The organism is Oleomonas cavernae, from assembly GCF_003590945.1.
GTDB lineage: Bacteria > Pseudomonadota > Alphaproteobacteria > Zavarziniales > Zavarziniaceae > Zavarzinia > Zavarzinia cavernae.
Genome location: NZ_QYUK01000011.1, coordinates 3,676,346 through 3,701,470, shown reverse-complemented (window position 1 = coordinate 3,701,470; position 25,125 = coordinate 3,676,346). Strand labels below are relative to the sequence as shown.

Genomic DNA, 25,125 nt, shown 5'->3' with positions numbered 1-25,125 from the left:
CGCTGCACGATGCAAGGCGCCGGCCAGGGTGGAACGAGCGTATCGTCGTGTTGCTGGATTCCGATCGCCTGGTCATCTATTGCGATCCCAGCCGCCGGATGGCATCGGGCGTGAACATGGAATTGTCGATGCCCGAGGGCTTGCTCTCGCTCGGCTTCTCCTCGGCCTTCAAGCCGAACACCAGGTATTTTCCCGACTGCAGGTCGTGGCCGAGCTCCAGGGCCGAGGAGCATAGGGGGACGTCGTAGTAATTGATGATCGGCCCGTCCTGGAGGCGCCACAGCGAGCCGCGGGTGTCGTAGGCGTCGACCAGGGCGATGTTGAAGCCGTCCTCGTCGACATAGAAAGTGCGACGGCCATAGACATGGCGCGTGCCCTCCTTCAGCTTGGCATCGACGACGAAAGCACGATGCAGCTCGTAACGGTTTAAGTCCTGGTTCAGGTGGTTCGGAGTCATCAGCTCCTTGTACTTGTGCTTGTCCGAGATCAATTCATAGGAGTTGTAACCCATGTAGATCTCGCGCATCGGCTTCAGATCGAAGGTGTAGCGGTCGGTCGCGCCGTTATACATGTCGAAGGTATCGATCGGGGCCAGGCCGTCGGTCTGCGGCGCCGGGTTGTCATAGGCGATATCCGGCGCCTTGAGGACGCGGCGCGTCCCCGGGTTGTAGATCCAGGCCTGGCGCGGCAATTCCTTGGCGTTGATCGTGTCGAGCACCAGCACGATGGTGCCCGCCGACCGTGGGGGCGAGGTGATGAAGTTGAGGTAGGAGACGAAGATATTCTTGATCTGCTTGAGCTCGGTGACATCGCCCTGCTCGCTGAGGCCAGGCCCGGAGTAGTGAACAATGCCGAAGTCCCTGCCCCGCACCAGCTCGTAGCTCCCGTCGCGTCCCACCAGGGCGGCCGCGAAATAGCGTCGGAACTTGAAGCCGCGGTAGTGCAGCCGGTGGTTCCAGATCACCTCGACGCCGGTCTTCGGGATCGGGAAGGGACTGCCCAGCAGGGCATCGTTCAGGCCGTTGTTGTCCTCGGTCATGGTCGCCGTGACGGCATTCTTCTTGTTGGCCTCGTAGACCCGCTCGGGCAGCGCGCAGGAGCGGCGTGTCTGATAGACCGGCAGCTTGTAGCTCGGGAAGAGCTTGAGCATGGCCTGTTGGCCCGCCGTCAGTCTGTCCTTGTACTGTTCGGCATTGGCCCCGGTGATGGTGAACTTCGGCTTGTCGTCCGGGTAGGGGTTGGTCATGTGCTTGCCCGGCACGTAACTCGCCGGCGGCGCAGTCAGGCCGCCGTCCCAGGCCGGGATCGAGCCGTCTGCGTTGCCCGCGCGGATGCCGCCCAGGGGCGTCAGGTCCTTGTCCAGCCGGTCGGCCTCGGCCTGCGAAACCTTTGCCTGTGCCCCACCCGCGACAGCCAAGGCCAACAGCCCGGCAAACGCCGCTGCTAACGTCCTCATTCGCTCCCTCCCTTGACTTTTTTATTGTCGAATTGGACTCGGAACTATGGTGTTACGCTTAACTGTCTCCCCCGGTACCTCAGGCGATTCTCGCCAGCTATTGTCAAAGTGATTGGCGCTGTGGTGCCCGATAAGCGCGAAATAGATATCTGATAAATTACTTCGTCGTCGTGTCGGCCTGCCGGCCCGCCCCGCGGTTGTGGTGCTTGGCGAGAAGGCTGTGCGGCACGACGTCGGAGGCGGTCGTTCGCGGCCGCGGCCGGTCTTTCACAGGGGATGCATAAGGTTCCTCGCCGTCGAGCAGGACCCGAGCAATTAGCGCGGAAATCTCCTGATCGAACCGGTCGTGGCCGGTTTCCGGCTGTCGGCTGAGGGCGGCCCTGATGAGGATCCAGAAGATTGTCGACGCGAGTACGAAATCGATCGGCCCGTTTCCGGCAAGCCCCCGGTCATCCGCGTCCCGGCCTCGAATCGCCGCGAATTTGCCGAACAGTTTTGATGGCAGCGCCTTGACCGCTGGAATTTCGGCGGCGAGTTGGATGTGCTTCGCCACAACATGGATCTCCCGCTCGTGCCGTTCAGCCACATCGAAAAGTGCTGTGACGAGACTTCCGATTGCCTCCTGCGGGCCGCTGCCATCGCCCCCCGACGGTATCTCGTCAATCTCGCTCGCGATGGCATCCACCCATGATGCGATCACGGCAGTCAGGATGGCTTCCTTGTTGGGAAAAAACTGATAGAGCGACCCGATGCTGACGCCCGCGCGCCGGGCGATGTCGTTTGTGGTGAACGCTATGTGGTCGTCCTTGCGTAGAATCATCGACGCCGCTTCAACGATCGCGATCGTTGTCGCCTTGGAGCGCTGCTGAACCGGCTTCTTGCGCATGCGATGGGCTGCCGCTTTTCCATCGCCATTCAAAACGCAAGGCGATCGTGGCGCGCCTATAGGATTTGCCCTGGTCACTCGGCTGGCAGCCATGGAGGTAACCTTCTCTGTTTTGTTTGAAACAGGCGATAAGACACCTCTCGGCGCGAGAGCTGAATGCCCGCGCCGTACAACCCAACAGATTACTAGCGTTCGATTTTCAGTCCGTCAGGGACTTGGTATTCTCTTGCCCGCAGCTAATTGTGCGAGGTTCCAATAGGTCGTCGGGAAAAGACGCTCGATAAACGAGATAATCTTTGCGTCCCGGCCCACGAGAACGCGCGCCCGTCTGCGCTCGATCCCGCTGACGATGATTTCGCCGGCCTTGGCGGGCGGCATCGTCAACAGTTTCCGGCTCATTTGGATCTGCTCTGCCACCTCGGCATTGGTAGCATCCCGGGGCACACGCGAATTCTCGGCGATCGACGTGGCAACACCGCCCGGATGAACCACCGTCACGCCAACAGGGCTCCCGCGCAGTTCGTTGCGCAGCGATTCCGAAAAGCCGCGAACGGCGAATTTGCTGGCGACGTAGGACGTGGCACCGGGTGGTGCCACGAGCCCAAACAGACTCGATATATTGACGAGGCGCGCCTCGTCGCGCTGCATCAACAATGGCAGGAACGCGCGGGTCATGCGCACGACCCCCAGAAGTTGATCGAGAACAGCCAGTCAAAATCGGCTTCCGATACGCGATCGAAGGTCCCCGAGACGGAGACGCCGGCATTGTTAACCAAAACATCTACGGCGGGATGCTGTGCGAGCACTTGTGCGGGGGCCGCGGCGACGGCGATCGGATCGGCGACATCCAGCCTATGCGTGGAAACCCGAACGCCCGATCCGCCCAGCAGTTCGACCGTTTGCCGCAACTGCCCTTCGTTGATGTCGAACAAGGCGAGGTGGCAGCCACGCTGGGCCAGCGATTGCGCGATTGCCCGGCCGATGCCGCTGGCCGCACCTGTAACGACTGCCGTCCGCCCTTTGAGTTCCAGCACGCCCGCCCCCGGATGTTTCTTTTTCAGATCGCATCGTGGGTATAGCTTACATCAGTGTCAACTATATTTTCTTATCGGCTCACTTTTGGGGCTTTGTTGCGATGCAAGCAGGCAAATTGGTGGGAATCGGAAGATGTCTACGAAGGCTGCGGCAGGGCGCGGCGCAGCGCCACCAGCGCGTCGGCCGGCAGGCTGTGCTTGATGCTCAGATCAATGTATCCGTCGATCACCACCTGTGTTTGCGCCCCGAGCTTCGAGAAGTGGTAGCGCAGGAAGGTTTCGAGATTGAACGGCACAAGGCAGGGCGCTACCGGCAACAGCAGGCGCCAAGCCAGAGGCGTCAGCAGCGGCTTCAGGAAAAGCGTCGACGCCCCGGTCTCGGCCGCGACGGCCGCGACCGCCTCCCGCGCGGCGGCAAGGCCGTGCGCCAGTGCGGGGGTGCCCGACAACCCGGAAAGGCGCCACTGGTTGGCTTCGAGTGTCGGGATCAGCGCCTGGCCCATGGCGATGTTCACGGCGACCGCGCGATCAAGGTCCCGCACGCGCCTCGCGCGCAAACCGCCCCGGCGGAGCGCGGCAATCGCTGGCGCGACACGTGCACTAGGCCCCGCCAGCATCGTCGGCCTTAGAGGCGGCAGGAAATACGCCATGCCGTTTGGCCCGTCGCAACCAGGCAGCGGCGACTGGAAGCTGATGAACGGCACTGAGCCATGCACGATCTGGGCGGGCGGCACGATCCCATGCACGAATTGCCCGTCAGCCATCGTCGGCTGCAGGGTGATCACGGTCGCCATGCCGACGGCGGCAAGCACCTGGCCGGCGAGTTCGCCGCGCAAGGCATCCGAAGAGAGCGTGATCCAGACTTGATCCCAGGTGCCGGCCGCAACGGCCTCTGGCGAGGTGACGATGCCGAAGCCCTGCAATCGCTCGGTGGCGTGGCCACCGCGGCGGAGTCTGTGCAGTGTCAGGCCCGCACGCAATTCTCCGGCGTATTTCCTCTTTGCAAAGAAGCTGACGTCGTGCCCCGCCTTAGAGAGGTGGAGGGCATAGACCTGGCCGACGGCGCCAGCCCCGATGATCAGGATTTTCATGTCGAGACACTCCGCACTGGCGCATTGATGGGCGGCATAGCCCTCCACTCCGCAACGGGAAGGCGGTTTACGAATATTCCGGCAGGGTACGGCGAAGGGCGGCCAGCCCGGCTGTCGGCAAGCCATGCTTGTTGCCAAGGTCGACATAGCTGTCGATCAGCATCCGTGTCTGCGCGCCGACTTTGCTGAAGTGATATCGCAAAGCCGCTTCGACATCGAACGGCAGGGTGCGGCGAGACAATGGGATCAGCAGGCGCCACACCATCGACGTCGCGGCCAGTTTCAGGGGCAGCGGTACCGGCAAGCCTGTTTCGGCCGCGACAGCATCCATGGCCTCACGCACAGCGACGCGGCCCCGCTTCATGGCCGGGCTGCCCGCCAGCCCGGCATAGTCCCACCCGTTGGATTCAAGCACGGCAACCATGGTTTGGAGCAGGGCCAGGCCAACCGCCGTTGCGCGCCCGATGTCCCTCACGCGTTTGGCCCGCAGCCCCCCTTGGCGCAACGCGGCGACCGCCGGTTCGGCGCGGGCGTCGGGGCCGGCCATCAGCGTCGATCGCAAGGGGTCGAGGAAATAGGCCATCCCTTCGGGATCGTCGTTGCCGGGCAAGGGGGACTGGAAACTCAAGAAGGAAATCGCGCCCATCACGATCTGCTCCGGGGGCACGATCTTGCGCACGTGCTGGTCGTTGTTGATGTCGGGTTGCAGGATGATCACGGTCGCCCCGCCGGCTGCCGCCAGCACCTGGCCCGCGAGTTCGCCCCGCAGCGCATCCCCTGAGATGGCAATCCAGACCTGGTCCCAGGTGCGGGCGGCGACCTCTGCCGGCGAGGTGACAATGCCAAATCCTTCCAGCCGCTCGGTGACGTGGCCACGGCGGGTCAGCCGATGCAGGGTAAGGCCGGCGCCCAATTCGTTGGTGTATTTTTCCTTTACGAAGAAGCTGATGTCATGCCCGGCCTTCGACAAATAGAGCGCGTAGACCTGACCGACGGCACCGGCCCCGATGATCAAGATCTTCATGAGATACTCCCTTGCATTTTACGGGGCTCGGCGCGCATGGCTTGCGGCATCAGAACTGATAGATCGCAGCGAGACCGATGAAGTCCCGGTCGATGAAAGGGTTGCGCGAACCCGACGGCCCGCCGCCGGCACCGAACGACTTGAAGTAGCTCGCAGTGATTGAGAACTGCTGGCTGAAATCGGCCCTCAAGCCAACCAGGATGGACGTCATCCCCTTGGTAAAGCCCGGCAGCGGTGCCGGCGTGATGCCGAACAGGCCGGTGGAGAAGGCGAAGGTGGGCGTCAGTCTCACGCCGTCGATCAGGTCGGGGTAGTCGAGAATGAACAGCCCCTGAACACCGCCCGACCATTTGGTGGGCAGACGCCCCGTCGCGCCGAAGGGCGGGCCCAATACCGTGGGATCGATGGGGGGCGAGAGACTGATGCCAGCCAGGTTGATTGGACGGCTCATGAAGCCCGAAAAGCCGTTCTGCCCGAATGATGCATAGGGCATATTATCATCCAGATCGACGTGGATGCCGCCGAATTCAATCAGGGCCGTGACGGAGTTGGCGCCCGTCAGGGACGTAACTATATTGGTTCCACCAAATATCTTGGTGAACCGTAGTGCCGCCTGCCAGACATCGTGGCGCTTGTCGGCGCGGAGTTCCCGTCCTGGAATGAACTGATCGTCGAAAGTGTAGCCGCCCGGGGCGTCCAAATATGGCGCCAAGCCAAAATTGTTCAGCATCAACGGCCCTATGGGAAGCTTGGCCCCCGCTGTTCCCTGATCAAGCGGGACACCCCCCGCCCAATTCAGCGCCATGGCCAGGAAGATCGGCGCCGAGATGATAATTGGCACATTATGCTTGTACGAGACCTCGCCATTGATGGCGATGCCCGTGTAGTTCTCCGTGGTGTTGAATGCCATACCCAGCATCTGGATATCGTCCGGATAGTAGCCATAGAAATCACTGTTATCCAGATTTTCGAGTACCACGCTGCGCGGCAGCGTACCTACCGGGGGCTGATGAGGCTGGAGATCACCGGGGTCAACGCCGGACTGAGGAGGTCGGTTAATAGGTTGCCCGTCGACTCCAAGGAAGGGGCCAGGGCCTCCAGTGTCTGCATCACCTGTTGCTGGCCTTCCAGGCCCAGCTGCGCCAAGACGGAGCCCAGCAGGCCCTGCGATGCCTGGAGGAAACTTGCCTGTCCGGTACCTTCGGCAAAATGCTCTGGCGATCGGAAATAGACGGACGGCAGGCGGCTGCGATACTTCATGTAGTAGAATTGGAATTCCGTATTGTTCAGGTCCGGCGAGAAGTAGCGCAGCGATACGCCCCAGTCATTGGTCGACGGCTCGTCCAGCTGGTGGATGGGGATGCCGACCGAGATCGCCTGCGGGCCGGTGCCGTAAGGCGGCGCAGGGTTGTTGTAATCGCCGGCATTATCACGCCCCACCGTGTACGCGCGGGTGTCGCCATAGTCGGTGAAGATCGTGGTGCCGGTCACGCCATCGCAGAAATTGTCACTGAAACTCATGAATGAACCGCAAGCCGGCAGCCGTGTGGGCTCGAAGCCGAAAGTGACGAAAGCTTCGGCGGCCAGGCCCTCGGCGAGGTCGTAGTCAACCTTGACCATCGGTACCGGGATCAGCGCATCCTTGAATTCCGCTCCGGGGGTGAGGATCTTGCTGACCTCGAGGCTGTTGATCACCGAGATGCCGTTCAGGGTAAACAGTGCCTCGCCCCAGTTGACGATCTGGCTACCTACCTTGACCACGAGGTTGCGATCGAAAGCCTCAAAATTGCCGCCCACATAGTATTCGCGGAATTCGGCATCCCATTCGGCCCTGTCCTTGCCTTCCGGCGAATAGCGGCCGCGATAGGGCCGCGTGACAGGCCCATTTTCGGCCAGATCATTGTTGGCGGCGATCGAATCGAAAAAGGCCGTGCCGGTCACCGTCGCGAAATAGCTTCGCCATTTCAGCCGCAGTTCGGAGCCGATTGACGTAATCTGCGAGGTGACGTCATACTTGTTGAAATTCAGCGTACTGTCGTCGGCGTCGGCTGTGGTAGCGCTGCCCCCGTTATAGTAGGCAACCAAGCGCGGATCCTGGTCTGCCATGCGAACTTGGACTCCGACCGACAGCGTCGTGATGATCGAGCCGGTCAGTTCGTCGCCCACCTCGAAATCATAAGCCATGGCTGACGCGCCGAGCGCCAGCGCGGCAAGGGACACTGCGCCGGTACGCAGAATGAAAAGGCGCAACCCGCGGCCACGCACTTGCACAACAGACCCATTCGCTTTCATTCGCGTCCCCATCAGCGCCCTTGGCGGGCGCCTCGCCATCGTTGGCTTGTCCGCGGTTTCCCGCCATCAGGCGCGACAGATTAATGGGCGCCGGCCGCGATGAATGGAACCACTAGGTTTCCGCGCCTGCGGCGACAGGAAGGGGCGCGTCCAGAACTACATATTCGGCCGGTCCCCGCAGTTTTCCGGCCTTGGCCAGCGCCACCTCGCGGTAGACCCCGCGGGTGTCGCGCCAGTCTCCAATGCTGCGACGCTCGGAGGGAAAATTGGATATCAGGGCGTAGTTCGGCACGTGCTGAGCGAACAGTGCCTCCTCCGAAAGGCCCAGCGCCCTGATCTCGTCTGCAATCTCATGATCGCCCAGCGTCAGCGTCGCCGATGAGGCACCTTCCACCAGACCACGGCTGGCCCAATACTGGTAGGGGATGGTGTAGAGGCGGTTCGAGTCCGGATCGATCGTATAGCAGGAGAAGTCCTGCCGTTGATCGGCATAGCCAGGCGGCTTCTGAATATCGAGGGAGAAGATGCTCTTGCCGGCCTTGTGTGCTTTGCCGGATACCTGCTGCTCATCGCCAACCACCGATATCTCGGCGAGAAATTTTGGGAAGCCGAGGATATCCCACCCCACGCGGCGCGCCTGGTCCCCCGAGACGCCGATGTGAACGATGAAATAGCCCATGCCGGGCAAGCTCTCCGTGAAGAACGTGGACACCGGTGCGATATCAACCAGTGGCGACTTGTGAACAAAGAGCAGAACCACGACTTCCTGATACCGATCGATATTCTTCCCGCGGTAGTCCATGAACTGGAGGGCCGCCAGTGCCCTGTCCGGGCTAACCCTGCAGAGCTTGAGATCCTGCACGGGGATCAGCTTGCGCGCGGCGTCGACGTCGACGGTGAAGACCGCCGAGAGGGCTTCCGCTTCATAGGTCTTGAGCGGCATCTCTACGTCGCTCCCGTCGCTGATACGGCACAGCGTCGTATTTGCGTCAGCCTCGGCGAAGAAATTCTCGTCGTAAGGCATTTTCACACTCCCTCGTCTTTATGATAGCGTCAGTTGGAGCGGCCCCGCTCGGCTTGGAATAGTCTGCACGATGAATGCAAATGACCATGATGCGGCCCGCCAAACTCGTGGTTCTCACGCGCCATTTCGCCGTCCGCCCATTTTGCGGCAGACCCCGGTCATTCCGGTCTACCTCGCCGATGTCATTGTTCGCATTGCCGAAGAGCGCGGTATTCCAGCCAACGCATGTCTCGCCGGTACCGGCCTTGCGCCAAGCCACCTCGGCACCAACGACAGACTGCTCTCCCTGGATCAGGCACAGCGAATTTTCGAGAATGTCTGGTACGCCGCGGATGATCCCACGCTTGGACTGACCTATGGGGAGCGCCTGCGGCCGGTCCATCTGGGGGTAATGGGCATGGCATTGCTGGCCGCCCCTACGCTGCGTGCGGCGCTCGACTGCCTCGTGCGGTATCACCGGCTGCTGGGGCCGGCTTGGTCTATTTCCTGGACACAACAGGGGGCCGAGGCCGTTGTCGTGATGCGGCGAGTCGTTCCGCTGGGCGATACCGGCCGGCTTCACACCGATGCCTGGATGATCGCCTTCGCCCGTCTTCTCGCCAGCCTGCGCGAAAAACCCATCTCATCGGGGCGCATCGAACTCGATTCCGGTGCACTTCCCGTCGCTGACTACGCTTGGCGCTTTGCGGGCTTGTCTGGCTTCGAGGTCTGCTTCGATCGGCCGGCACAACAGCTATGTTTTCCTGCGGACATTTTGGACGAGCCGCTGTCCGGTAATTCACCGGCCGCATTCCGCGAGTCCGTCGCGCGTTGCGAGGAATTCCTGACCAAGCGTGATATCGGCGAAGACTTGCTCAGCATGGTGATGCGACATTTGCGGGCTTCGGTTCGGGCACCGACGCTGGAGCAGCTTTCCGCCGCCTGTGGCATGAGCACGAGAACATTGGAGCGCCGCCTGTCAGAGTTCGGCCTCACCTATCGGGATGCGCTGGACCACGCGCGGCGTGATCGGGCATTGGCGCTCGTGGGCGAAACCACGCTGGCCTTTGTCGACATAGCAGAGATGCTGGGGTATTCCGATGTTTCGAGCTTCAGTAAATCCTTCAAACGCTGGACAGGTTACACGCCGTCGGTTCATCGCGGCGGAGCTACCAGCTAGGCCAAGATATGCCATGGGGGAACCTCCTCATTCCCATCGGATCGCCAGTCAGGAATGCTCCGGCAGGGCGCGGCGCAGGGCAGCCAGCCCAGCGGTTGGCAGGGCATGCTTTTTGCCCAGGGCGACATAACTGTCGATCAGCATCCGCGTCTGTGTGCCGACTTTGCTGAAGTGATATCGCAAAGCTGCTTCGATATTGAATGGCAAGGCGTGGATTGAAGCCGCGACTATCAAGCGCCATGCCAGCGAGGTCGCCATGATCTTCAAAGAAGGGGTTACTGGTAAGCCGGTTTCAGTCGCGACGGCATCCATCGCCTCGCGCACAGCGACGAGTCCGTTCAGCAATGCCGGGCTCCCGGGCAGTCCCGTGTAATCCCATCGGTTGGATTCGAGCACGGCGACCATCGTTTGGGCCAATGCCAGGCCAACAGCTGTTTCGCGTGCAACATCCCGCACCTGTTTTGCGCGCAGGCCTGCCCGGCGCAAGGCAGCAATCACGGGTTTGGTGCGGGCAGCGGGCCCCGATATTAGCGTCGATCTTAGCGGTGAGAGGAAATACGCCATCCCTTCCGGGCCGTCGCTGTCCGGTAGTGGGGATCGGAAGCTGAAAAAGGGGATCACACCGATAACGATCTGCTCCGGGGGCACGATCTTGCGCACGTGCTGGTCGTTGTTGATGTCGGGCTGCAGGATGATCACGGTTGCCCCGCCGACAGCCTCGAGCACCTGGCCGGCGAGCTCGCTCCGCAGGGCATCCCCCGGAATGGCAATCCAGACCTGATCCCAAGTGCGGGCGGCGACCTCTGCCGGCGAGGTGACAATGCCAAACCCCTCTAGCCGCTCGGTGACATGCCCACTGCGGGTCAGCCGATGCAGGCTGAGACCGGCCCCTAATTCGTTGGAATACTTTTCCTTTACGAAAAAGCTGATGTCGTTACCGGCTTTCGACAAATAGAGCGCATAGACCTGACCGACGGCACCCGCCCCGATGATCAGGATCTGCATGGCTGTCGTCCGTCCATTATTTAAACAGGCACGGGAAAAGAGCTTGCTCCAACGAATGCTCTTTTTTGGGATTGTGGGTTGTGTTGACATTGATGTCAACTAAATATTGGGTTGCCTCCCGGCAGGGTCGGGTTACGCCGCCCGGTGGCTTTCATGTTTTTCCATCCCAGCCAACCCTGCTGTGCCATCTGGCGCGGATGGCATTTCCGATTGCCGCTTGACAGGGCTGGATGCGCGGATAGTTTACATTAATGTAAGCAGAATATTGAGGGCAGACGTGATGCCGGATCGCCTTAACGATCGACCTCGATCTACAGGATCGAGCGACCGTCCCCGAAGGAATCGTGTCCGTGGCTGCCGTGCTTGAGACTGCGGACCAGCACTCCAATCTTTCGGGCGCCAATTCGGATGAGAGGGAGGCCGTTGTTGGTTCAGGTGGCAGGGGGTTGAGCATGGACGGCGAGTACAGAGCGACACCCGAGCAACTGGTCGAGCGAATGGTGCATCTGCTCGACATCGAAGAAATCGATACCGACCTGTATCGCGGTGACCGCGCCATCCATCCCAATATGCAAGGCCGGGTGTTCGGTGGGCAGGTCATCGCCCAGGCTCTGGTTTCGGCCACCCGCTCGGTTGAGGAGGGCCGGGTCGCCCATTCGCTCCATGCCTATTTCATGCGCGCAGGCGACCCCGCGCATCCCATCCTCTATCAGGTGACGCGGGATTATGACGGGCGCAGCTTTGCCACTCGCCGGGTGGTGGCCCTTCAGCGCGGCAAACCGATCCTGAATCTGGCGGCATCATTCCATGTCCCGGAGGACGGGATAGCGCACCAGACGGCAATGCCCGAGGTACCACCGCCCGAAGAGCTGTTGCCGGAGGTAGACTATTGGACGAAACATGGCGACGGCCTGAGGCCCGGGATGAAGGAAATCATGACACGGCGATGGCCGGTCGAGTTCCGCATGGTGCATCCGGCCAAACCCGGCCCTACGCTTCCGCGATTGCACGGTTGGTTTCGCGCGGCTGCGCCGCTGGCTGACGACCCGGCCCTGCACCGGGCCGTGCTAGCCTTCGCCTCGGATATGATCCTGCTGCACACCTCCACCTTGCCGCATGGAGGGATCTGGATGACTCAGCCGATACAGACGGCGAGCCTGGATCATGCCTTATGGCTACATGAGGATTTCCGCGCCGACAAGTGGCTGCTCTACGCGACCGACAGCCCCTGGGCCGGCCATGCCCGCGGCTTCAACCGCGGCCAGATCTTCGCCCGCGACGGCCGCCTGGTGGCCAGCGTCGCCCAGGAAGGCCTGATGAGGACGCATAAATAGCGCACGCATATTCTGAGCCCCCTCAAACAATTCACGGTTCATCACAACAAACGACAGAAAGTTCGGTAGTTGGTGGTCAATCTTGATGCTTGCACTTGCTGTCGAAGGCAAGCATGCATGCTTATACAGAGCGAGCCGGATCAATCGATCGAATAGGTGCCTCTAGTTACTCTGATCCCCACAACGATCCCTGTGACGGCTGGGTTGCGGTGGTAGGGGCGGCGACCGCCGCCTCGTAACACCGGAGGATCTCATGGCCACCAACTTAATCGACCGCCAGCTCATCATCCTGGGCGCGGCCGCTGCCCGAAGCGACCTCGCCGTCCTGCCCTTGCCTGATAGCTTGAGGCTCAATGCCGGCGCCGTGGCGCCGGTACTCAAGAGCCTGACCGCCAAGAAGCTTGTCTAGGAATACCCTGCTGAGCGGGGCCAGGAGGCTCGGCAGGAGCATGATGGCCAGCGTTCCACCCTTAAGATCACCAACGCAGGTCTGCAGGCGATTGGTATCGAGCCACCTCAGACCTTGGAGAGCGCCGAACCACCTGCCCCTCCGGCGACGAACCCGGCGGCGATCCGCGTGGGGACTAAGCTGGATCCCGAAGGCGCCACCATCACGGAGATCAACGCCGCTACTGCCTGGCTCATTCGGTTCGCGGCTTCGTCAGCGGCGCGCTGAAGAAGAAGCTCGCCCCCACCGCCACCTCGGAAATTGAGGGGGGGATCGCGACCGGGTCTATCGCATCGCGCCGGTTGGCGGTGACGCGGCATGAACCGCGTTGGCACAGACGATGTCGAGGCCGCGATTGGCCACCCGTCGCCGAACCGTCGAGGTACAGAGCCTGGCGAGAGGGGTTCACATCTAGAGGAAGGCAAGCTGGTAGCGATCATCCAATGCTGATGATGCTGGTCGACGATTTGCGCGGCGGCGCTTTCCGGGAGCTTTGGCTCATGAATGTGCAGCGCGGCGAAGGGAGCACCTTTGGTCAGTCAGGGCGGCATTTTCTTCCTTGATTTGGCTTTGCGTTCTTGCGGCACGGGCAAGTTCAAGACATGTCGACGCCGGACACTTTCGACACCGTGCGCATAGGCTAGCACGGACTCCACATCTCGCCAGCCACCTTGCTCCATAATCGATTTCAAGTCGGCGCCGGCGCTCAGCATGTTTGTCGCCAAGGCATGCCGAAACCAGTGCTGCGTTACTTTTGCCAACAAACGGGCGTCTGCCTTTTTTGCTTCGGCGGCGGCCGCATCACCCGCCCGCCTGAGCAAGACCGCCTCCCTGATCAAGCCGTGAACCGCGCGTCTTCGCATGGCGCGGAACGCCGTTTTATTTGACCCGGAAATCCGCCCCGCGCGGGTGCGGTCGCTATAGGGGCGATTTTGGTGATCCAGGAAAAGTGGCCCCTCTCGATCGAACAAATTTCCGCGATAATCAAGGTACTCCTTGATCGCTTTGACAGCGCGCGGATGCAAAGAAGCGACGACAGAATCATCATTCTTTGTTTCAAGGAATACGATCTGTTCCCTTCCTGGCGTTAGCGAAAGGTCACACAAACGGCAGCCAAACAAGATGCTGGACACCCGGGCGCCTGTTGACCATTCCACCCACAATTGGGCCGCCAAATGTGGCGCAGCGTGCGAGATGAGAAACGCGATGAGATCGGGTCGGAAATCCACGACCCGGCGCCGGGCAACTTCCTTGCGCCTGCGCGGAAGCCGGGGCCTTTTGATCTCAGGCATCTGCTTCAGCCAGCCGCTGCTTGGGTGCGCGCACCACCGTAAAAACGGCAACAGGCAATTCAGCCAGCGCCGCTTCGTGGCCGCCGAGTTGCCGGCGTTTGTAGCGTCAACGAACATTGACCATTCCTCATCCGAGATCCGCTCGAAGGTGCGTCGACCAAGCGCCTCATTGACTTGCTTGATGACGTTGATTTCGCGCCATCCAAGGGGCTTGTCTCGCTCCATCCTCAAGTATCGATCGGCCGCTTCCGCGACTTCGCAGGAGGGCTTGATTCCGTGGACGATCGCGTCTCGCATCTGCCGTTCGAGCTTAAACCGAACTGCTTCCGCATCCGCCCGCAGAGCGCTGATGGCTGGAAGGCCCGTACTCTGTCGAATGCGCTGGGTCCGGTCGCCGATTCTGAGGGTTCCTGTAATGTGCCAGTGCCCATCGCGCTCGACCACGTGGATACCTTCCGCCGCTTTTCCGTGTCCGCGCGGACGATCTCGCTTCGCAGGCTTTGGTATTCCGCTTGAGACCACCTGGGTGTCCTTCCGACATAATGATGGAACTGCAGGCGTACGGCACTGCGCGCATCCTCCGAGAGGCGGCTTTGCAGCCACCTCTTCGATTTCCCAAGCAGTGTTGCCACCTCGTCCATCGAGAGATCGGTTGACACGGCAAGGGCCATCTATCGCTGGGCAGGCAATGGCTCGCGCTCAGCTTTTATCCACTCAGAAGGGTGGCTCGCCGTCGCCTTCACCGGGCAGCGCCGTCGGGTACGTCTGGTTGGGAAATGCCACGATAGGCATCTCACGCTGCTGCGCGACGGCGGCGGTTGGCGGCACCTGCGGTGTGCCGGCGGGCTTGCTCCGGGGCTGCCTCTTCTTGCTGATGACGGCCTCCGAGGCCGGAGCAGGCGGGCGACCGCGCGGCATGTAGCGGCGAAAAGTAGCTTCGCTTCCCGAGAGGCCAGCACCCGCAAAGACCGCGGCGATCTCGCCCAGCCCGTGGCCGTTGGCCGCTCGGAGCTCGTCCTCAAGGCTGACCATCGCCTCTTTGAGCGTGAATGACCTGACAGGCGGCGATTGCGCCAATTCGAGCAGGGCAACTCGAATCTGATCCAGCTGTTCTTGCGAAATGAGTCTACGATCGGCCATCAACGTCTCTCCTTTCAGCCCGCGTTGGGCTGTAAGAGCCAGATGGAGGCAGAATTATGCGCCGCCACTCGAAGACCGATCGATCGTCGCTGAATCACAGTTTTATATTTTTGCACGCCCAGCCAGGCCCGCCCTTGCGGCGACACGTTCCGCCCTCATACAGCAGCGCCGATCTCCGCCCCAGCCACGGAAACACCGTTTGGCCCTAGCTTGTCACGGCGGGGCAAATTGAGGCCTCGCCGTGTTACAAGTTTTCCTTTACGCAATATGGAGAAACGGGCTGATGGTCGGCTGATAGGCGGGCTCCAGGCGGAGTTGGCAGTAAGTTTTGTGAATCAGGTCGCCGCTGATCTTCTCCTGTTTTCCGGTATCGATGAGCCGATCGATGGCGTCGGCGTAGATTCCGATATGCGGACAATGGTGAATGAGCTTCCTGAAGCGGTCCCTGACGGCACCGTTGGAAATGGCAGCCTCATGGCCGATGACGCATCCGACCTCATGCAGCAATTGGAACCGGTCGGCGGGGATCACCTCGCTGCCGCGGGGATGCCAGCGGAGTGCTTGGACCGTATAATCCTCTCGGCCCAGCCTTATCGGTGGGCCGTTGAAGGGTAGCAGGGCTTCGATGTAACCCTTTAAAGTTATGATAAACTCCGGGTCGTTGTAGAGGCTGGTGGGGAACAGGTTCTTCGACATGCTATAAGCCTTTCGGGCAAGCGAAAGCGCGCGCCGGCAGCGCCCTCGCTGTGTGTTGAGAAAAAATGTGGAATGGTGACAGTGAATCAGCCGGCGCGAGCGGCGCTGCGCCAGCGTGCCGGCTGGTCGCTGTCGTGAATCACCGTCAGCCGCACGCGGTCGCCGTCGATCTCGGCCAGGCCAATTCGACCGGTAAAGGCCGAGCCCAAGTCAAGGCCGAGGCGATGGGGCGTCAGCGCCGGCGCGTCGTCCCATTCCGGCGTATGTCCGTGAATCACGAACAGGCCGTCCGGGTTGGCCTCGGCGAAGAGAAACGGGTCACGCACCCAAAATGGCGAGTTACGTTCGTCATGGTGATTGCGCGGAATCTGGCGCCAGGGCCAGGCCAGCGATTGGGTGAGCGGGACAAAGGGATTGAGCCCGGCGTGAATGAAAAGCAGGCCGTCTTCCAGGTGGTGATGCCCGAGGGTATCGATGAAACGCCGCTCCGGCTCGCTGAACGCGGCCCAGGCTTCCCGGGCGGTGGCCGTCAGCGGCAGGCCGAGCTCATTCATGACCGAGCTGCCGCCGTTGGCGAGCCAGAGGTGCATATCGCGTGGATCGCCGCTGTCGCAGGCGGCGGCCATCACGCCTTCGTGATTGCCCGCGAGCGCCGTGATCTTCACCCCGGCTATCCCAGCGATGACCTGGGCCATGACGCCACGGCTGTGAGGCCCGCGGTCGATATAGTCGCCCAGCATGACCAGGTGATCGGGACCGCCGTCCGCCGCGCGACGCGCGACTTCGAGGAAGGCGCTGCGCAGGGCGCGCGAGAGGCCATGGACATCGCCGATGGCGAAGGCGCGGACCGTGCTTGGGACCGGCATGGGCTGCCAGTCATTACGCATTATGCTGATGGACATCGCTGCTCCGTGATTCAGGTCTGGAATCGCGGACGCCGACAGGTCGGTGAATCACTATTGATCCTTGGTCCCTGAGCCGGGCGCCGCGTTCAGCGTTGGCGCCCGGCTCAGGGACCGTGGACTTTCAGGATGGGTATGTCAGAGCAAATCAGCGCTCATAGTCATCGCGCGCTCTGGGTTTCGGCACGCGGACGATCTCAGGGGGACTTGCCTTGGCAGCGCGGATCCGCGCCATCACAACGGAATGCACATGATCGGTCAAAAATTGAACGCGGTCGATCAGCAAAAGCAGGGCGCTCGCAATCTGCATCCTGAGTTTCCTCTCGCGAGATTCTTGCACCACAGGAAGCATGGCCATGGCGGCTGCCGCTGGCGCGCTTGCCTCCGCTCCGCGACGCCTCTGCAGGCGGTCCCATGCGATGAGCGCACTTGCCTTGTGGTCAGGTCGGCTCAAGTCAATGGCCATGCGCTCAATGACGTCACTGTCAGGCAAGATTCGTCCACTGCTTGTCCGACTAGGTTCGTCGTTCACGACCCAGTAACAGCAGTCGCGATGCCGCGACCCAGCCACGTAGGTCAAATTGGCGCTCCACCCGTTGGTACCGTCCCGGCCACCACAATTGTATTTTTGACGGTCACGCCTTGCGCCGCATGCGTTGTGCTGGCGTAGCCATGTCTGATCTTCAATCCACCGCTCTCGGGATCGCGAAGTTCCTCGCTGGTTACACTAACGATCCTTCCATCGACCAAGAGCTTTATCTCGACCACTCCGTCTTGGGTCGTGCTAATTTCCTGAATTGTTCCGCCGCTTCCATTGATCAGACCTTTCTTCCTTACGCGTTTGCCGATCCGAACCTGATCGCCACGTGCGATCGGAAGGTCGAAGAGATTCCCCTGGCGGTCCGCGGCCAGGATGATTGCGTCCTCGCCGACAATCTGGCCTGAATCTCGAAGTTTTTTACGAATACGGTCGGTGATGGCGCGGAGCTCGGCGTGCGTTCGTGCCAGGATCAACACCTCTTCGTCGGCGGCCTGGAAGGATGCCCACAGGTCAACGGCACTATCGGCCGCCTGTTCTTCACTTTTGACCGAACGCCAGGTGCCTTGAGCACGAGCAAAATTAATTGCTTCGAACGCCGCGTCAGGATCTGCTGCGCGCCAGCGCAGCGTTTGTTCGCGGTCACTCGCGGATCGCTGCCGACGAACGGTGGACAGTGTGGCATAAGACTCATGGGGTAGCCTCTCCAATGCCAAAGAGAGTGCTGGACCCGCTTCGACCGGCTGTAACTGATGGCGATCCCCGATTAGTATTACCTTTGCGCCAAAGCTCTCCACCTCGGTCAACAGGCTCGCCATGGAGCGGGCGCCGACCATCCCGGCTTCGTCCACGATCACTACGGAAGTTGGCGGGAGCCATCGCTTGTTTCCCCTCAGGTCGTTCAAAAGTTCAGGAAGGACCGAGTAATCGGATCCCACTGCTTCCCCAAGACCTTTGGTCGCCACCCAACTGGGCGCGGTAACGAGCGTCTGATACCCGGCCGCCTTGTATGCCTCGACCACCATCCCAATGGTCCGCGACTTCCCCGTCCCAGCAGCGCCTTCGATCACAGTAAGATCCCTGCCGGATGTCGCGGCCCGGAAAGCCAGCACTTGCTCGTGGTCACAGTCCGCGTAAAAGAGCGCTTGCTCTAGTTGTGACGGATGGAGTGCGTGCGCTGAACGCGCTGCGATTTTTGGTGCGATGTCGACGATCCGCCGCTCTGCTCGCAAGACAGCTTGCGTGGTGCAAATCGCTTCTCTGCTTGTATCGAAGCCGAGGTCGATAAATCTCTCGCTGATCACCTGGCGCTGAATCTCCACGAGGGATGATTTATCGATATTGAATCCCACGAGGTGTTCAGTGATCTTTCGTCTCGCATCGCGTACCCGCGGGCACGAGTCTTTCGCTGTGATCTCTTCGGCAACCATCGTCCAATCCGGAAGCGGATGCTCTGCTACACGTCGGCCTACGGCGCTCTGAACGATGATGTCCGCATCATATCCCAGCGCGGTGACCTCATCCTTCCACGCCTGTCGGCGCAAAATATCAGTAGGCTCGCCCTTCGCCTGTCGCGAACGGCGCTGCTGTTGATCGCGATCATCCGCCGATGCGCTCGCATCGAGTTCCCGGCTCCGTTTTGAAAATGCCTTGACCAACTCTGCCGGAATCCCGGCGAGTTCGAATAGCCCTTCGGTTTTCCGCACGATCTCTACGGCAAGGCGCCGTCTTAGTTCTCGAGCCAGTGCCATGTGGTAGACGGCGGCCGCTTCCTTGGCGTGCTGGTACAGGCGAGTGCCGTCCAGCGCTCGCCAGCATTCATCATCCCAACGGAGACGTTGGCGATAACGACGTGCGTGTGCAGATGGGGATCACCGATCGATTGACCGGCGGGAGGCCGCGCGTCGTGTTGCGGAAACGCTGCCGCAACAATCGATGCCTGTACCGATTCACCTCGCCCGTTATGCCCTCGCCGGGACGATGCTGATCGATTGATGACCAGTTCCATGGCCTCGTGCACGGCAGTGGCCTGCGCTGCGGCGATCTCATTTCGTATCGACGGTGGTGCGATCGCGTCTAGAACGGCGACCGACTTCGGGGCCGCGCAGACGAGATCATAGCCAATATTCCTGTCCGCTCTGAGTTCCCCGAGGGCCTCGCCAGAATCCGGACGGAAGCCTTGGAGGATGCTCTCGAAGTGGCTCGCTTCGACTAAATCTCCCGATCGGATCCCAAGGCTATCCGCCGTGGGCCCGAAGGCGATCCAATAACCTGGTGGCTCCTGTCCGGCACCGTAATATTGGTACGAAGATTCCAGATAGTAGCCTGCGCTGGCCGGCTTATGAAGCTTGATAACCATCCGGATCACCTGGGCCTTAGCTGCTTCAGAATCTCGGATAGTTCATCTACCTTGCGCCCGAGACGATTGATCACATTGGCGAGCAGATCACCGCTCGGCGATGGCGCTGCCTGGAGTGCTGCGGCGATCGCGCTGAGCTGTGCCATGAAGTAACGATCGGCGTCGATCTGGTGCGCGACGAAGCTCCGAACTTGATCGGCCACCGGTGCGAGGCATTGCTGGACAATAGCCGCAACTTCGGCCGGGATGTTGTCGACCATGTGCTTGCGCGCCTGCAGCGCGCGGCGCATGGCCAACACTTCCTGCAGGCAACTGTCTATCGCATCCGCCCCACTCAAATGCGGGAACATCTCGCGCAACAGCGCTAGCGATGCAGGTGATATCCGTGTGGAAGTGTCCTTGGTCATCAGCGGGCTCCCGGTTCCCTGGTGCGGCCAACGGCTGGTCGCTACAACGAATGAGAACCAGTTCTCCCTTTATTGTCACGCACGAGACCTGCTTGAATTGTGAATCACCTTTTAGGGCGCTGTTGCGCGAGCTGGAAAGTGAATCACAATAACGCGGTGGGCACAGAGACTTGACATTCTCAAATTTTCTACAGCGTCCCCGCCCTTACAGAAGGTCATTTGGGTGCGAGATCCCTAATTCATCCATTAGGTGCGCCGCGGCGGCCCAGAGCAGTGCCGCCTCCTCTACAGTACCCCCACCACCACTTAGTCCCATGAGGTTGCCAAGATTGATCGCATGCGCGAGCAGGCAAAAATCCGACTGTCGATCGGCCCGGCCAGAGCAAAGTCGCACGCCGATGAGTTGATGAATCGAGTCTCGATCTATTTCCCCTGGGCGCAATGCCTTCAGGGCACGCGCTAATTCGGGCCCGGAAAGATCGGCATATGCATTTTCATGAACCAGGTGGGCGTGGCTGAATTGCTGCAGTGAAAACCCCGCCAGATCTCAAATGGTTCGTCAGGCAGTGTCATTCCAATCTCCCTTCAATCAGGATCGCGCGGCGACGTGCGTCTTGCTGAATCCAAAACCACACCAGCGGGGAACATAAGCATGTCCCCACGCGGTCCGGGCTCGGCATGCGCATATGTATATGGGTTCATCGGGCGTGGAGCGGGCGCCGATTCATCGATTGCACATGATAAATCCGCTAGCCGCGCGGCGAGCGGCCCAATACTGGTGGCAGAGCACGAACGTATAAGCCTCTGTCGCCCCTTGGCATATGTGCACGAGGAAATGCCATTATACCGACTCTGATTCCAACAGCTGAGGGAATCGCAGCCGATTTGGTAATCAGATACGATCCAACGGCGCACACATATGTTCCTATCAAAATCTGGTAACTTCTCTGATTATTCTGGCGAAAAGCGTGCATCCGTTGGATGCAACGGTGCTCAAACTTAATTTTCGCATTTCATTGAGGGTAAGGACGGTGGCATGGGGCGTTGGCCTCTACGGTTTGCCAGTTTCGCTCATGTCGGTGACCTTCAGCTTGACGATTTAGGGCTACGCGCTACTGATTATCAAAGGCCCTCTAAAGAATTGAAAGCGGCTTCAAACCTCGGCTATCGCCATGTCGTGAACCGGATACTTCTCCATATCGCGCGCAACCGGGCTCAGAGAGAGCCTGCCGATCGGGCACACGGTCTTCGAGCATCGTGACGGGAAGTGGACCAACGAGGCGAACCCGCTGGCGTCCCATCGGCCTTGAACTATCCACGCCGACGGACGTTGACCTGGCGCAAGTCGAAGTGAAGGATCCCATGGCAAATAACCTGCTGCCCGCCGCCGACCTCGCCCTCCGCAGCCCCGTACGGTTCCCTAATGAGAGCGTTGCATACCGAACCGCCCGCACAGCCTTGCTGGCGGAGGAGATCGACCTGCGCCGACATCTTGAGCGAGTAGCTTCCCAACGCAGGGCGTTGCCGCCTGGCGGAGAGGTGATCGGTGACTATCGCTCCGAGGGCGAACAAGGCCCCCAATCCTTCGCCGACCTATTCGGCACCAAGCAGACACTGGCGATCTACAGCTACATGTTCGGGCCCAAGCGCGAGCGACCATGCCCTATGTGCACCAATCTGCTGGGTGGCTGGGATGGCAATGCCGCGGACATCGAGCAGCGAATTGCGCTGGCCGTTGTCGCTCGTTCACCGATCGAACGCCTAGTAACGTGGAAGCGCGAAGGGGGCTGGAGAAATCTAAAGCTCTTCAGCGACCTCAACGACAACTACTCCCGTGACTATCATGGGCTGTTGCCAGATGGCGCAGAGATCCCGAGCTTCAATGTGTTCACCAGGCGCGACGGGACTATCCGCCACTTCTGGAGTGGCGAGATGACGGACGACTCTGCCAACCCAGGCCAGGATCCCCGTGGTGCACCAGACTTCGCCCCACTATGGAATGTGCTGGACACCACGCCGGAGGGGGCAAGGGGATCATTGGTATCCAAAGCTGGACTACGAGCGCGGTTAGCCGGTTTGATCGCGACGACCGGGTTCGGCCGAAAGCTGTCTGTCCACTTTTGAGAGGTTAGTCTGAAAAAGCGCTCGTCAACAACTCGTTCGGTGTTGAACGACAGCGGTTCGAGTCCCTTTGGGCGGGCCATACCCGATGAAGATGGGCACTACGTCTACCCATAGCCCTCTTAAGATGCGCCAAACGGAGCCACGCTAAGTGTGGCCGTACCGAATTAGCATTAAATGACATATCGCCCCAGGCGCACACGTACCTCGGTCGCGGGCAGACGGCAGCGTGGGTGTGAGGAAATCGCCATGAGTCCCGCATGTAATCTCGGGCCGGGAACGTGTTGCCCTTCTTCGAACTGATCGCATATCCACAGGACGCCATGAAATGCGATCTGACGTTCGGCCGCGAGACGGCGCAGGCCGCCATCGCCGGTGAGCAGTGGCCACCGTCGTCCTTCGGCGATGGCGAATGCAAAGGTATCGGCCGTTGATAACTCCTTCCTCTCCCGCCTTATCGTGGTAGCGCTTGCTAGTTCGATGGAGGTGAGTTCCTCAACCCGCAACCCAAGCGCCACGAGGCGGTCTCCAAGCGGACCCGCTAACTCGCGGCTGAACAACAAGTCGGGCACTGCAAATTCAAAGGGCAGCCGAAACAGATCCTCTAGAAGGGCTCCGCGTTCCAGGTCGATGATGACCGAGGTATCGGAAACGAGGACCGGCATGGGCTATGCCACAACCTGATCGAGACGGGCGTCGAGCTCACGGACGGAGATGTCAAGAAGCTCGGCTGCGCGAGATTCACCGATAATTCCCTCTGCCAGGGCCCGGTAGCATAGTCGCTCGAATCGCTTGGGCTCCTCAAGCTCTGGCTTCATCGTCGCCGGTTCCGCAAATGGAGCCGTCCTCCAACCTCTCTCTGCGAAGGTCCTGAACAGCTTTGAAAAAGCCGCTTGGTTGATGATACCCAGATCCTTGCAGCGATACGTTAGCGCCTGAATGCTCACGCCGAATCGTACTTTCAGGGCCACGAGCTCGCCTAGGCTGAGAGACGAACGATTCGCGCCGACTTCCGCGCGTAAGACGTCCGCTGGCACCAGAAAAGCGCCGGCAAACCGATGCGCGGCCTTTTCCTCGTCTATGCCTGGCATGACGTGCAAGACCATGTGGCCAAGCTCATGTGCAAGATTAAAGCGCTTTCTTTCCGACCACGTGCTGCGCTTGATAACGATCACGCGTGCAGCGTCTCGATCCCGTCGACGCACTTTTGCAGCTAGACCGTCTATATCGTCGAGATCAAGCGACATAACCTTGATACCCCGCTCCTCGAGAAGCTCTGCGAGCTGGGGAATAGGGTCATTGCCCAACCCCAGTCGTCACGAACTGAACGAGCGGCATCCTCAGCGTCGCGCAGGTCGGCAACGGGGTGCGGCGCACTGCGTGGCTGCTCCCAATCCACGCTACGAAGGTGCAGCAGGTCCTCGACCGCCAAATAGCGCTCCAGCATATGTATCGTGCGGGCCTCGAGCGCTGCCTCCTCGCGGGCGGAGGATCCCGCCTTTTTTCGGAAGTCGACGCCTTCTAGGGCAATCTCATCCTCGGCGAGCAGGTAGTCCTCCGTAACGCGCAGGGTGTCTGCGAGAGCGATCAGAACGCGGGAGCTCGGCATATCCTCATCGCGCTCGTATTTGCCAATGGCCTGCGCGGATACCAAGCCGCCCATTGCCTCAGCTAGGCCGCGCAGGGACATGCCGGATGCCGCGCGCGCGACCTTAAGCTTGTGTCCAATCATGTCGACCTCCTATGAGGATCCGGTTTTGTCAGTTTACATAGAGGCAATATAGTGCATTTTTTGTAAACTGATACCCTTGAAATCGGTCTCCGGATTGACCATCTCTGGTGTAGACGAGCAATTCTCTATGGTTTTGTAAACCGCAGCACGATGGGGCGGGGATTTCGTCGGATGAAGCGAGGTGGCCGGCCTGACGGTTGCCGCCCGATTCGCCTGCAACTTGGAAAGGGGCGGCCCATGGCGTTGAGTAATACAGAGCTTCGATACTACGACAGCAACGTGCTGCGCCTGCCCGCTGACAAGCGCAAAGAATACCACGCTCAAGTTGATCGATTGATTTTCGAACTCTGCAGCAGCATTCAAGATAAAACAGAGATTAAGATCACTAAGGTCGTGAAGGCCGGATCTTTCGCAAAATATACTATCCTGCGCAAGACGGCGGTAGACCCCGTTGACGTCGACGTGGTGTTCTACATCTCAGGGAGGGACGCTAGTAAGGAGACACTCGTCAGCCTGAATGATCTGATCTACAATCTGCTGATCAAGATTTACCCAACGAAGTCCGTTGAGGACTTTGAGATCCAGCGCAAGGCGGCGACCGTTACCTTCGTTGGCTCGGGCCTTAGTGTCGATATCGTGCCCGTCATCGAAGACCCCAGCCGGCCGGGTTATGGGTGGCAGTTCGACATTCGCGACGGATCGAAGATTCAGACTTGTGCGCCTTGCCAGATTAAATTCGTTCGCGACCGTAAGGAACAAGACAAGGAGTTCCGCACGCTCGTTCGAATGGCAAAGAAGTGGCGTAACCATGCGGGCGTCAAGCCACTTAAATCCTTCACTATCGAACTGATCATGGCTTATGTCCTGGCTGAGCAAGGTGCTGCCGGCTCGATTGAACAGCGCTTCCGCAACTTCCTGCTCTACATCGCGCAGTCGGGCCTGAAGGACGAAGTTCGGTTCCCCGAAAACGTCGGGCCCTTCACCACTTTCACCGATCCGGTGGTCATTCTCGATCCGGTTTACAGCCTGAACAACGTCGCCAGCCGCATCTCGGAGGCCGAACGCAAAGAGATTGCGTCGGCGGCCCAGGAGGCTTGGGAAACGGCGAATTTCGCATCGGCTGAAAACGACAACGAAGTCTGGAAGGAAATCTTCGGGCCTCGTTTTAAGACGGAGGACTGAGCT

24 protein-coding genes and 1 pseudogene are annotated in these 25,125 nt (G+C 60.3%); 5 read left to right on the top strand and 20 right to left on the bottom strand.

Annotation, left to right across the window (positions count from 1 at the left end; all coding sequences use genetic code 11):
- Window positions 1-76: 76 nt before the first annotated feature.
- The 8 genes and pseudogenes from D3874_RS21830 to D3874_RS21795 all read right to left on the bottom strand — a co-directional run bounded on the left by D3874_RS21830 (window position 77) and on the right by D3874_RS21795 (window position 8,807).
- Entirely contained in the window at window positions 77-1,456 is a 1,380-nt protein-coding gene (locus D3874_RS21830; RefSeq protein WP_147385780.1) for a DUF1329 domain-containing protein, read from the bottom strand.
- A gap of 157 nt (window positions 1,457-1,613) precedes the next feature.
- Entirely contained in the window at window positions 1,614-2,342 is a 729-nt protein-coding gene (locus D3874_RS21825) for a TetR/AcrR family transcriptional regulator (RefSeq protein ID WP_119780870.1), read from the bottom strand.
- 207 nt (window positions 2,343-2,549) lie between these two features.
- Window positions 2,550-3,376: pseudogene (locus D3874_RS30735) on the bottom strand (SDR family NAD(P)-dependent oxidoreductase).
- A 137-nt stretch (window positions 3,377-3,513) separates the two neighbouring features.
- Entirely contained in the window at window positions 3,514-4,467 is a 954-nt protein-coding gene (locus tag D3874_RS21815; protein ID WP_158596154.1) for a ketopantoate reductase family protein, read from the bottom strand.
- Window positions 4,468-4,534: 67 nt separating this feature from the next.
- A complete protein-coding gene (locus tag D3874_RS21810) occupies window positions 4,535-5,491 on the bottom strand; it encodes a ketopantoate reductase family protein (RefSeq protein WP_119780866.1) in 957 nt (318 codons plus the stop codon).
- A 49-nt stretch (window positions 5,492-5,540) separates the two neighbouring features.
- Window positions 5,541-6,470 (bottom strand): DUF1302 family protein, encoded by a 930-nt coding sequence (locus D3874_RS21805; RefSeq protein WP_158596153.1) that lies wholly within the window; start codon window positions 6,468-6,470, stop codon window positions 5,541-5,543.
- Between the two features lie 17 nt (window positions 6,471-6,487).
- Complete coding sequence (locus D3874_RS21800; protein ID WP_158596152.1) at window positions 6,488-7,783, bottom strand: DUF1302 domain-containing protein; 1,296 nt, start codon at window positions 7,781-7,783, stop codon at window positions 6,488-6,490.
- A 112-nt stretch (window positions 7,784-7,895) separates the two neighbouring features.
- A complete protein-coding gene (locus D3874_RS21795; RefSeq protein ID WP_119780858.1) occupies window positions 7,896-8,807 on the bottom strand; it encodes an acetoacetate decarboxylase family protein in 912 nt (303 codons plus the stop codon).
- Between the two features lie 70 nt (window positions 8,808-8,877).
- On the opposite strand from D3874_RS21795, the gene D3874_RS21790 reads away from it, so the two are divergent.
- Window positions 8,878-9,966: an AraC family transcriptional regulator gene (locus D3874_RS21790; protein WP_119780855.1), complete on the top strand. Its 1,089-nt coding sequence runs from the start codon at window positions 8,878-8,880 to the stop codon at window positions 9,964-9,966.
- A gap of 48 nt (window positions 9,967-10,014) precedes the next feature.
- Here the strand turns inward: D3874_RS21790 and D3874_RS21785 are convergent, their stop codons facing one another.
- Window positions 10,015-10,971 carry a ketopantoate reductase family protein gene (locus D3874_RS21785; RefSeq protein WP_158596151.1) on the bottom strand — a complete coding sequence of 319 codons (957 nt, stop codon included), beginning with the start codon at window positions 10,969-10,971 and terminating at the stop codon, window positions 10,015-10,017.
- A 452-nt stretch (window positions 10,972-11,423) separates the two neighbouring features.
- Here D3874_RS21785 and D3874_RS21780 point away from each other — a divergent pair, with 452 nt between their 5' ends.
- Both D3874_RS21780 and D3874_RS28720 read left to right on the top strand, forming a co-directional pair.
- On the top strand, window positions 11,424-12,305 hold the full coding sequence (locus D3874_RS21780) for an acyl-CoA thioesterase (RefSeq protein ID WP_119780848.1): 882 nt from the start codon (window positions 11,424-11,426) through the stop codon (window positions 12,303-12,305).
- A 253-nt stretch (window positions 12,306-12,558) separates the two neighbouring features.
- Entirely contained in the window at window positions 12,559-12,714 is a 156-nt protein-coding gene (locus D3874_RS28720) for a hypothetical protein (protein WP_158596150.1), read from the top strand.
- A gap of 578 nt (window positions 12,715-13,292) precedes the next feature.
- Here D3874_RS28720 and D3874_RS21770 read toward each other — a convergent pair.
- The 8 genes from D3874_RS21770 to D3874_RS21735 all read right to left on the bottom strand — a co-directional run bounded on the left by D3874_RS21770 (window position 13,293) and on the right by D3874_RS21735 (window position 20,087).
- Entirely contained in the window at window positions 13,293-14,489 is a 1,197-nt protein-coding gene (locus D3874_RS21770; RefSeq protein WP_147385778.1) for a tyrosine-type recombinase/integrase, read from the bottom strand.
- A gap of 270 nt (window positions 14,490-14,759) precedes the next feature.
- On the bottom strand, window positions 14,760-15,185 hold the full coding sequence (locus D3874_RS21765) for a hypothetical protein (protein WP_147385777.1): 426 nt from the start codon (window positions 15,183-15,185) through the stop codon (window positions 14,760-14,762).
- Between the two features lie 258 nt (window positions 15,186-15,443).
- Entirely contained in the window at window positions 15,444-15,881 is a 438-nt protein-coding gene (locus D3874_RS21760; RefSeq protein ID WP_119780836.1) for a hypothetical protein, read from the bottom strand.
- 86 nt (window positions 15,882-15,967) lie between these two features.
- Window positions 15,968-16,783 carry a metallophosphoesterase gene (locus D3874_RS21755; protein WP_119780833.1) on the bottom strand — a complete coding sequence of 272 codons (816 nt, stop codon included), beginning with the start codon at window positions 16,781-16,783 and terminating at the stop codon, window positions 15,968-15,970.
- A gap of 148 nt (window positions 16,784-16,931) precedes the next feature.
- Window positions 16,932-17,276 carry a hypothetical protein gene (locus D3874_RS21750; protein ID WP_147385776.1) on the bottom strand — a complete coding sequence of 115 codons (345 nt, stop codon included), beginning with the start codon at window positions 17,274-17,276 and terminating at the stop codon, window positions 16,932-16,934.
- 83 nt (window positions 17,277-17,359) lie between these two features.
- Entirely contained in the window at window positions 17,360-19,027 is a 1,668-nt protein-coding gene (locus D3874_RS21745) for an ATP-dependent DNA helicase (protein WP_147385775.1), read from the bottom strand.
- A 23-nt stretch (window positions 19,028-19,050) separates the two neighbouring features.
- Window positions 19,051-19,680 (bottom strand): MobF family relaxase, encoded by a 630-nt coding sequence (gene mobF / locus D3874_RS21740; protein ID WP_147385774.1) that lies wholly within the window; start codon window positions 19,678-19,680, stop codon window positions 19,051-19,053.
- A gap of 5 nt (window positions 19,681-19,685) precedes the next feature.
- On the bottom strand, window positions 19,686-20,087 hold the full coding sequence (locus tag D3874_RS21735) for a hypothetical protein (RefSeq protein ID WP_147385773.1): 402 nt from the start codon (window positions 20,085-20,087) through the stop codon (window positions 19,686-19,688).
- Window positions 20,088-21,449: 1,362 nt separating this feature from the next.
- On the opposite strand from D3874_RS21735, the gene D3874_RS21730 reads away from it, so the two are divergent.
- Window positions 21,450-22,211, top strand: a complete 762-nt coding sequence (locus tag D3874_RS21730; RefSeq protein WP_199699193.1) for a DUF899 family protein — start codon at window positions 21,450-21,452, stop codon at window positions 22,209-22,211.
- A 170-nt stretch (window positions 22,212-22,381) separates the two neighbouring features.
- Here D3874_RS21730 and D3874_RS21725 read toward each other — a convergent pair whose 3' ends face one another.
- The 3 genes from D3874_RS21725 to D3874_RS29560 are packed head-to-tail and all read right to left on the bottom strand — an operon-like array spanning window position 22,382 to window position 23,940.
- Window positions 22,382-22,873, bottom strand: coding sequence for a PIN domain-containing protein (locus D3874_RS21725; RefSeq protein WP_119780819.1), 492 nt, complete (start codon window positions 22,871-22,873; stop codon window positions 22,382-22,384).
- 3 nt (window positions 22,874-22,876) lie between these two features.
- Entirely contained in the window at window positions 22,877-23,455 is a 579-nt protein-coding gene (locus D3874_RS29565; RefSeq protein WP_199699192.1) for an ImmA/IrrE family metallo-endopeptidase, read from the bottom strand.
- Entirely contained in the window at window positions 23,431-23,940 is a 510-nt protein-coding gene (locus tag D3874_RS29560; protein ID WP_199699191.1) for a helix-turn-helix domain-containing protein, read from the bottom strand. Before D3874_RS29560 ends, D3874_RS29565 begins: the two co-directional genes overlap by 25 nt.
- 237 nt (window positions 23,941-24,177) lie before the next feature.
- Here D3874_RS29560 and D3874_RS21715 point away from each other — a divergent pair, with 237 nt between their 5' ends.
- A complete protein-coding gene (locus tag D3874_RS21715; RefSeq protein ID WP_119780816.1) occupies window positions 24,178-25,122 on the top strand; it encodes a CBASS oligonucleotide cyclase in 945 nt (314 codons plus the stop codon).
- Window positions 25,123-25,125 lie beyond the last annotated feature (3 nt).

Coding starts and splice junctions, on each gene's coding strand:
- D3874_RS21830 (WP_147385780.1), bottom strand. CDS start 1,456: ATGAGGACGTTAGCAGCGGCGTTTGCCGGGCTGTTGGCCTTGGCTGTC.
- D3874_RS21825 (WP_119780870.1), bottom strand. CDS start 2,342: ATGCGCAAGAAGCCGGTTCAGCAGCGCTCCAAGGCGACAACGATCGCG.
- D3874_RS21815 (WP_158596154.1), bottom strand. CDS start 4,467: ATGAAAATCCTGATCATCGGGGCTGGCGCCGTCGGCCAGGTCTATGCC.
- D3874_RS21810 (WP_119780866.1), bottom strand. CDS start 5,491: ATGAAGATCTTGATCATCGGGGCCGGTGCCGTCGGTCAGGTCTACGCG.
- D3874_RS21800 (WP_158596152.1), bottom strand. CDS start 7,783: ATGAAAGCGAATGGGTCTGTTGTGCAAGTGCGTGGCCGCGGGTTGCGC.
- D3874_RS21795 (WP_119780858.1), bottom strand. CDS start 8,807: ATGCCTTACGACGAGAATTTCTTCGCCGAGGCTGACGCAAATACGACG.
- D3874_RS21790 (WP_119780855.1), top strand. CDS start 8,878: ATGAATGCAAATGACCATGATGCGGCCCGCCAAACTCGTGGTTCTCAC.
- D3874_RS21785 (WP_158596151.1), bottom strand. CDS start 10,971: ATGCAGATCCTGATCATCGGGGCGGGTGCCGTCGGTCAGGTCTATGCG.
- D3874_RS21780 (WP_119780848.1), top strand. CDS start 11,424: ATGGACGGCGAGTACAGAGCGACACCCGAGCAACTGGTCGAGCGAATG.
- D3874_RS28720 (WP_158596150.1), top strand. CDS start 12,559: ATGGCCACCAACTTAATCGACCGCCAGCTCATCATCCTGGGCGCGGCC.
- D3874_RS21765 (WP_147385777.1), bottom strand. CDS start 15,185: ATGGCCGATCGTAGACTCATTTCGCAAGAACAGCTGGATCAGATTCGA.
- D3874_RS21760 (WP_119780836.1), bottom strand. CDS start 15,881: ATGTCGAAGAACCTGTTCCCCACCAGCCTCTACAACGACCCGGAGTTT.
- D3874_RS21755 (WP_119780833.1), bottom strand. CDS start 16,783: ATGTCCATCAGCATAATGCGTAATGACTGGCAGCCCATGCCGGTCCCA.
- mobF (WP_147385774.1), bottom strand. CDS start 19,680: ATGGTTATCAAGCTTCATAAGCCGGCCAGCGCAGGCTACTATCTGGAA.
- D3874_RS21735 (WP_147385773.1), bottom strand. CDS start 20,087: ATGACCAAGGACACTTCCACACGGATATCACCTGCATCGCTAGCGCTG.
- D3874_RS21730 (WP_199699193.1), top strand. CDS start 21,450: ATGGCAAATAACCTGCTGCCCGCCGCCGACCTCGCCCTCCGCAGCCCC.
- D3874_RS21725 (WP_119780819.1), bottom strand. CDS start 22,873: ATGCCGGTCCTCGTTTCCGATACCTCGGTCATCATCGACCTGGAACGC.
- D3874_RS29565 (WP_199699192.1), bottom strand. CDS start 23,455: ATGTCGCTTGATCTCGACGATATAGACGGTCTAGCTGCAAAAGTGCGT.
- D3874_RS29560 (WP_199699191.1), bottom strand. CDS start 23,940: ATGATTGGACACAAGCTTAAGGTCGCGCGCGCGGCATCCGGCATGTCC.
- D3874_RS21715 (WP_119780816.1), top strand. CDS start 24,178: ATGGCGTTGAGTAATACAGAGCTTCGATACTACGACAGCAACGTGCTG.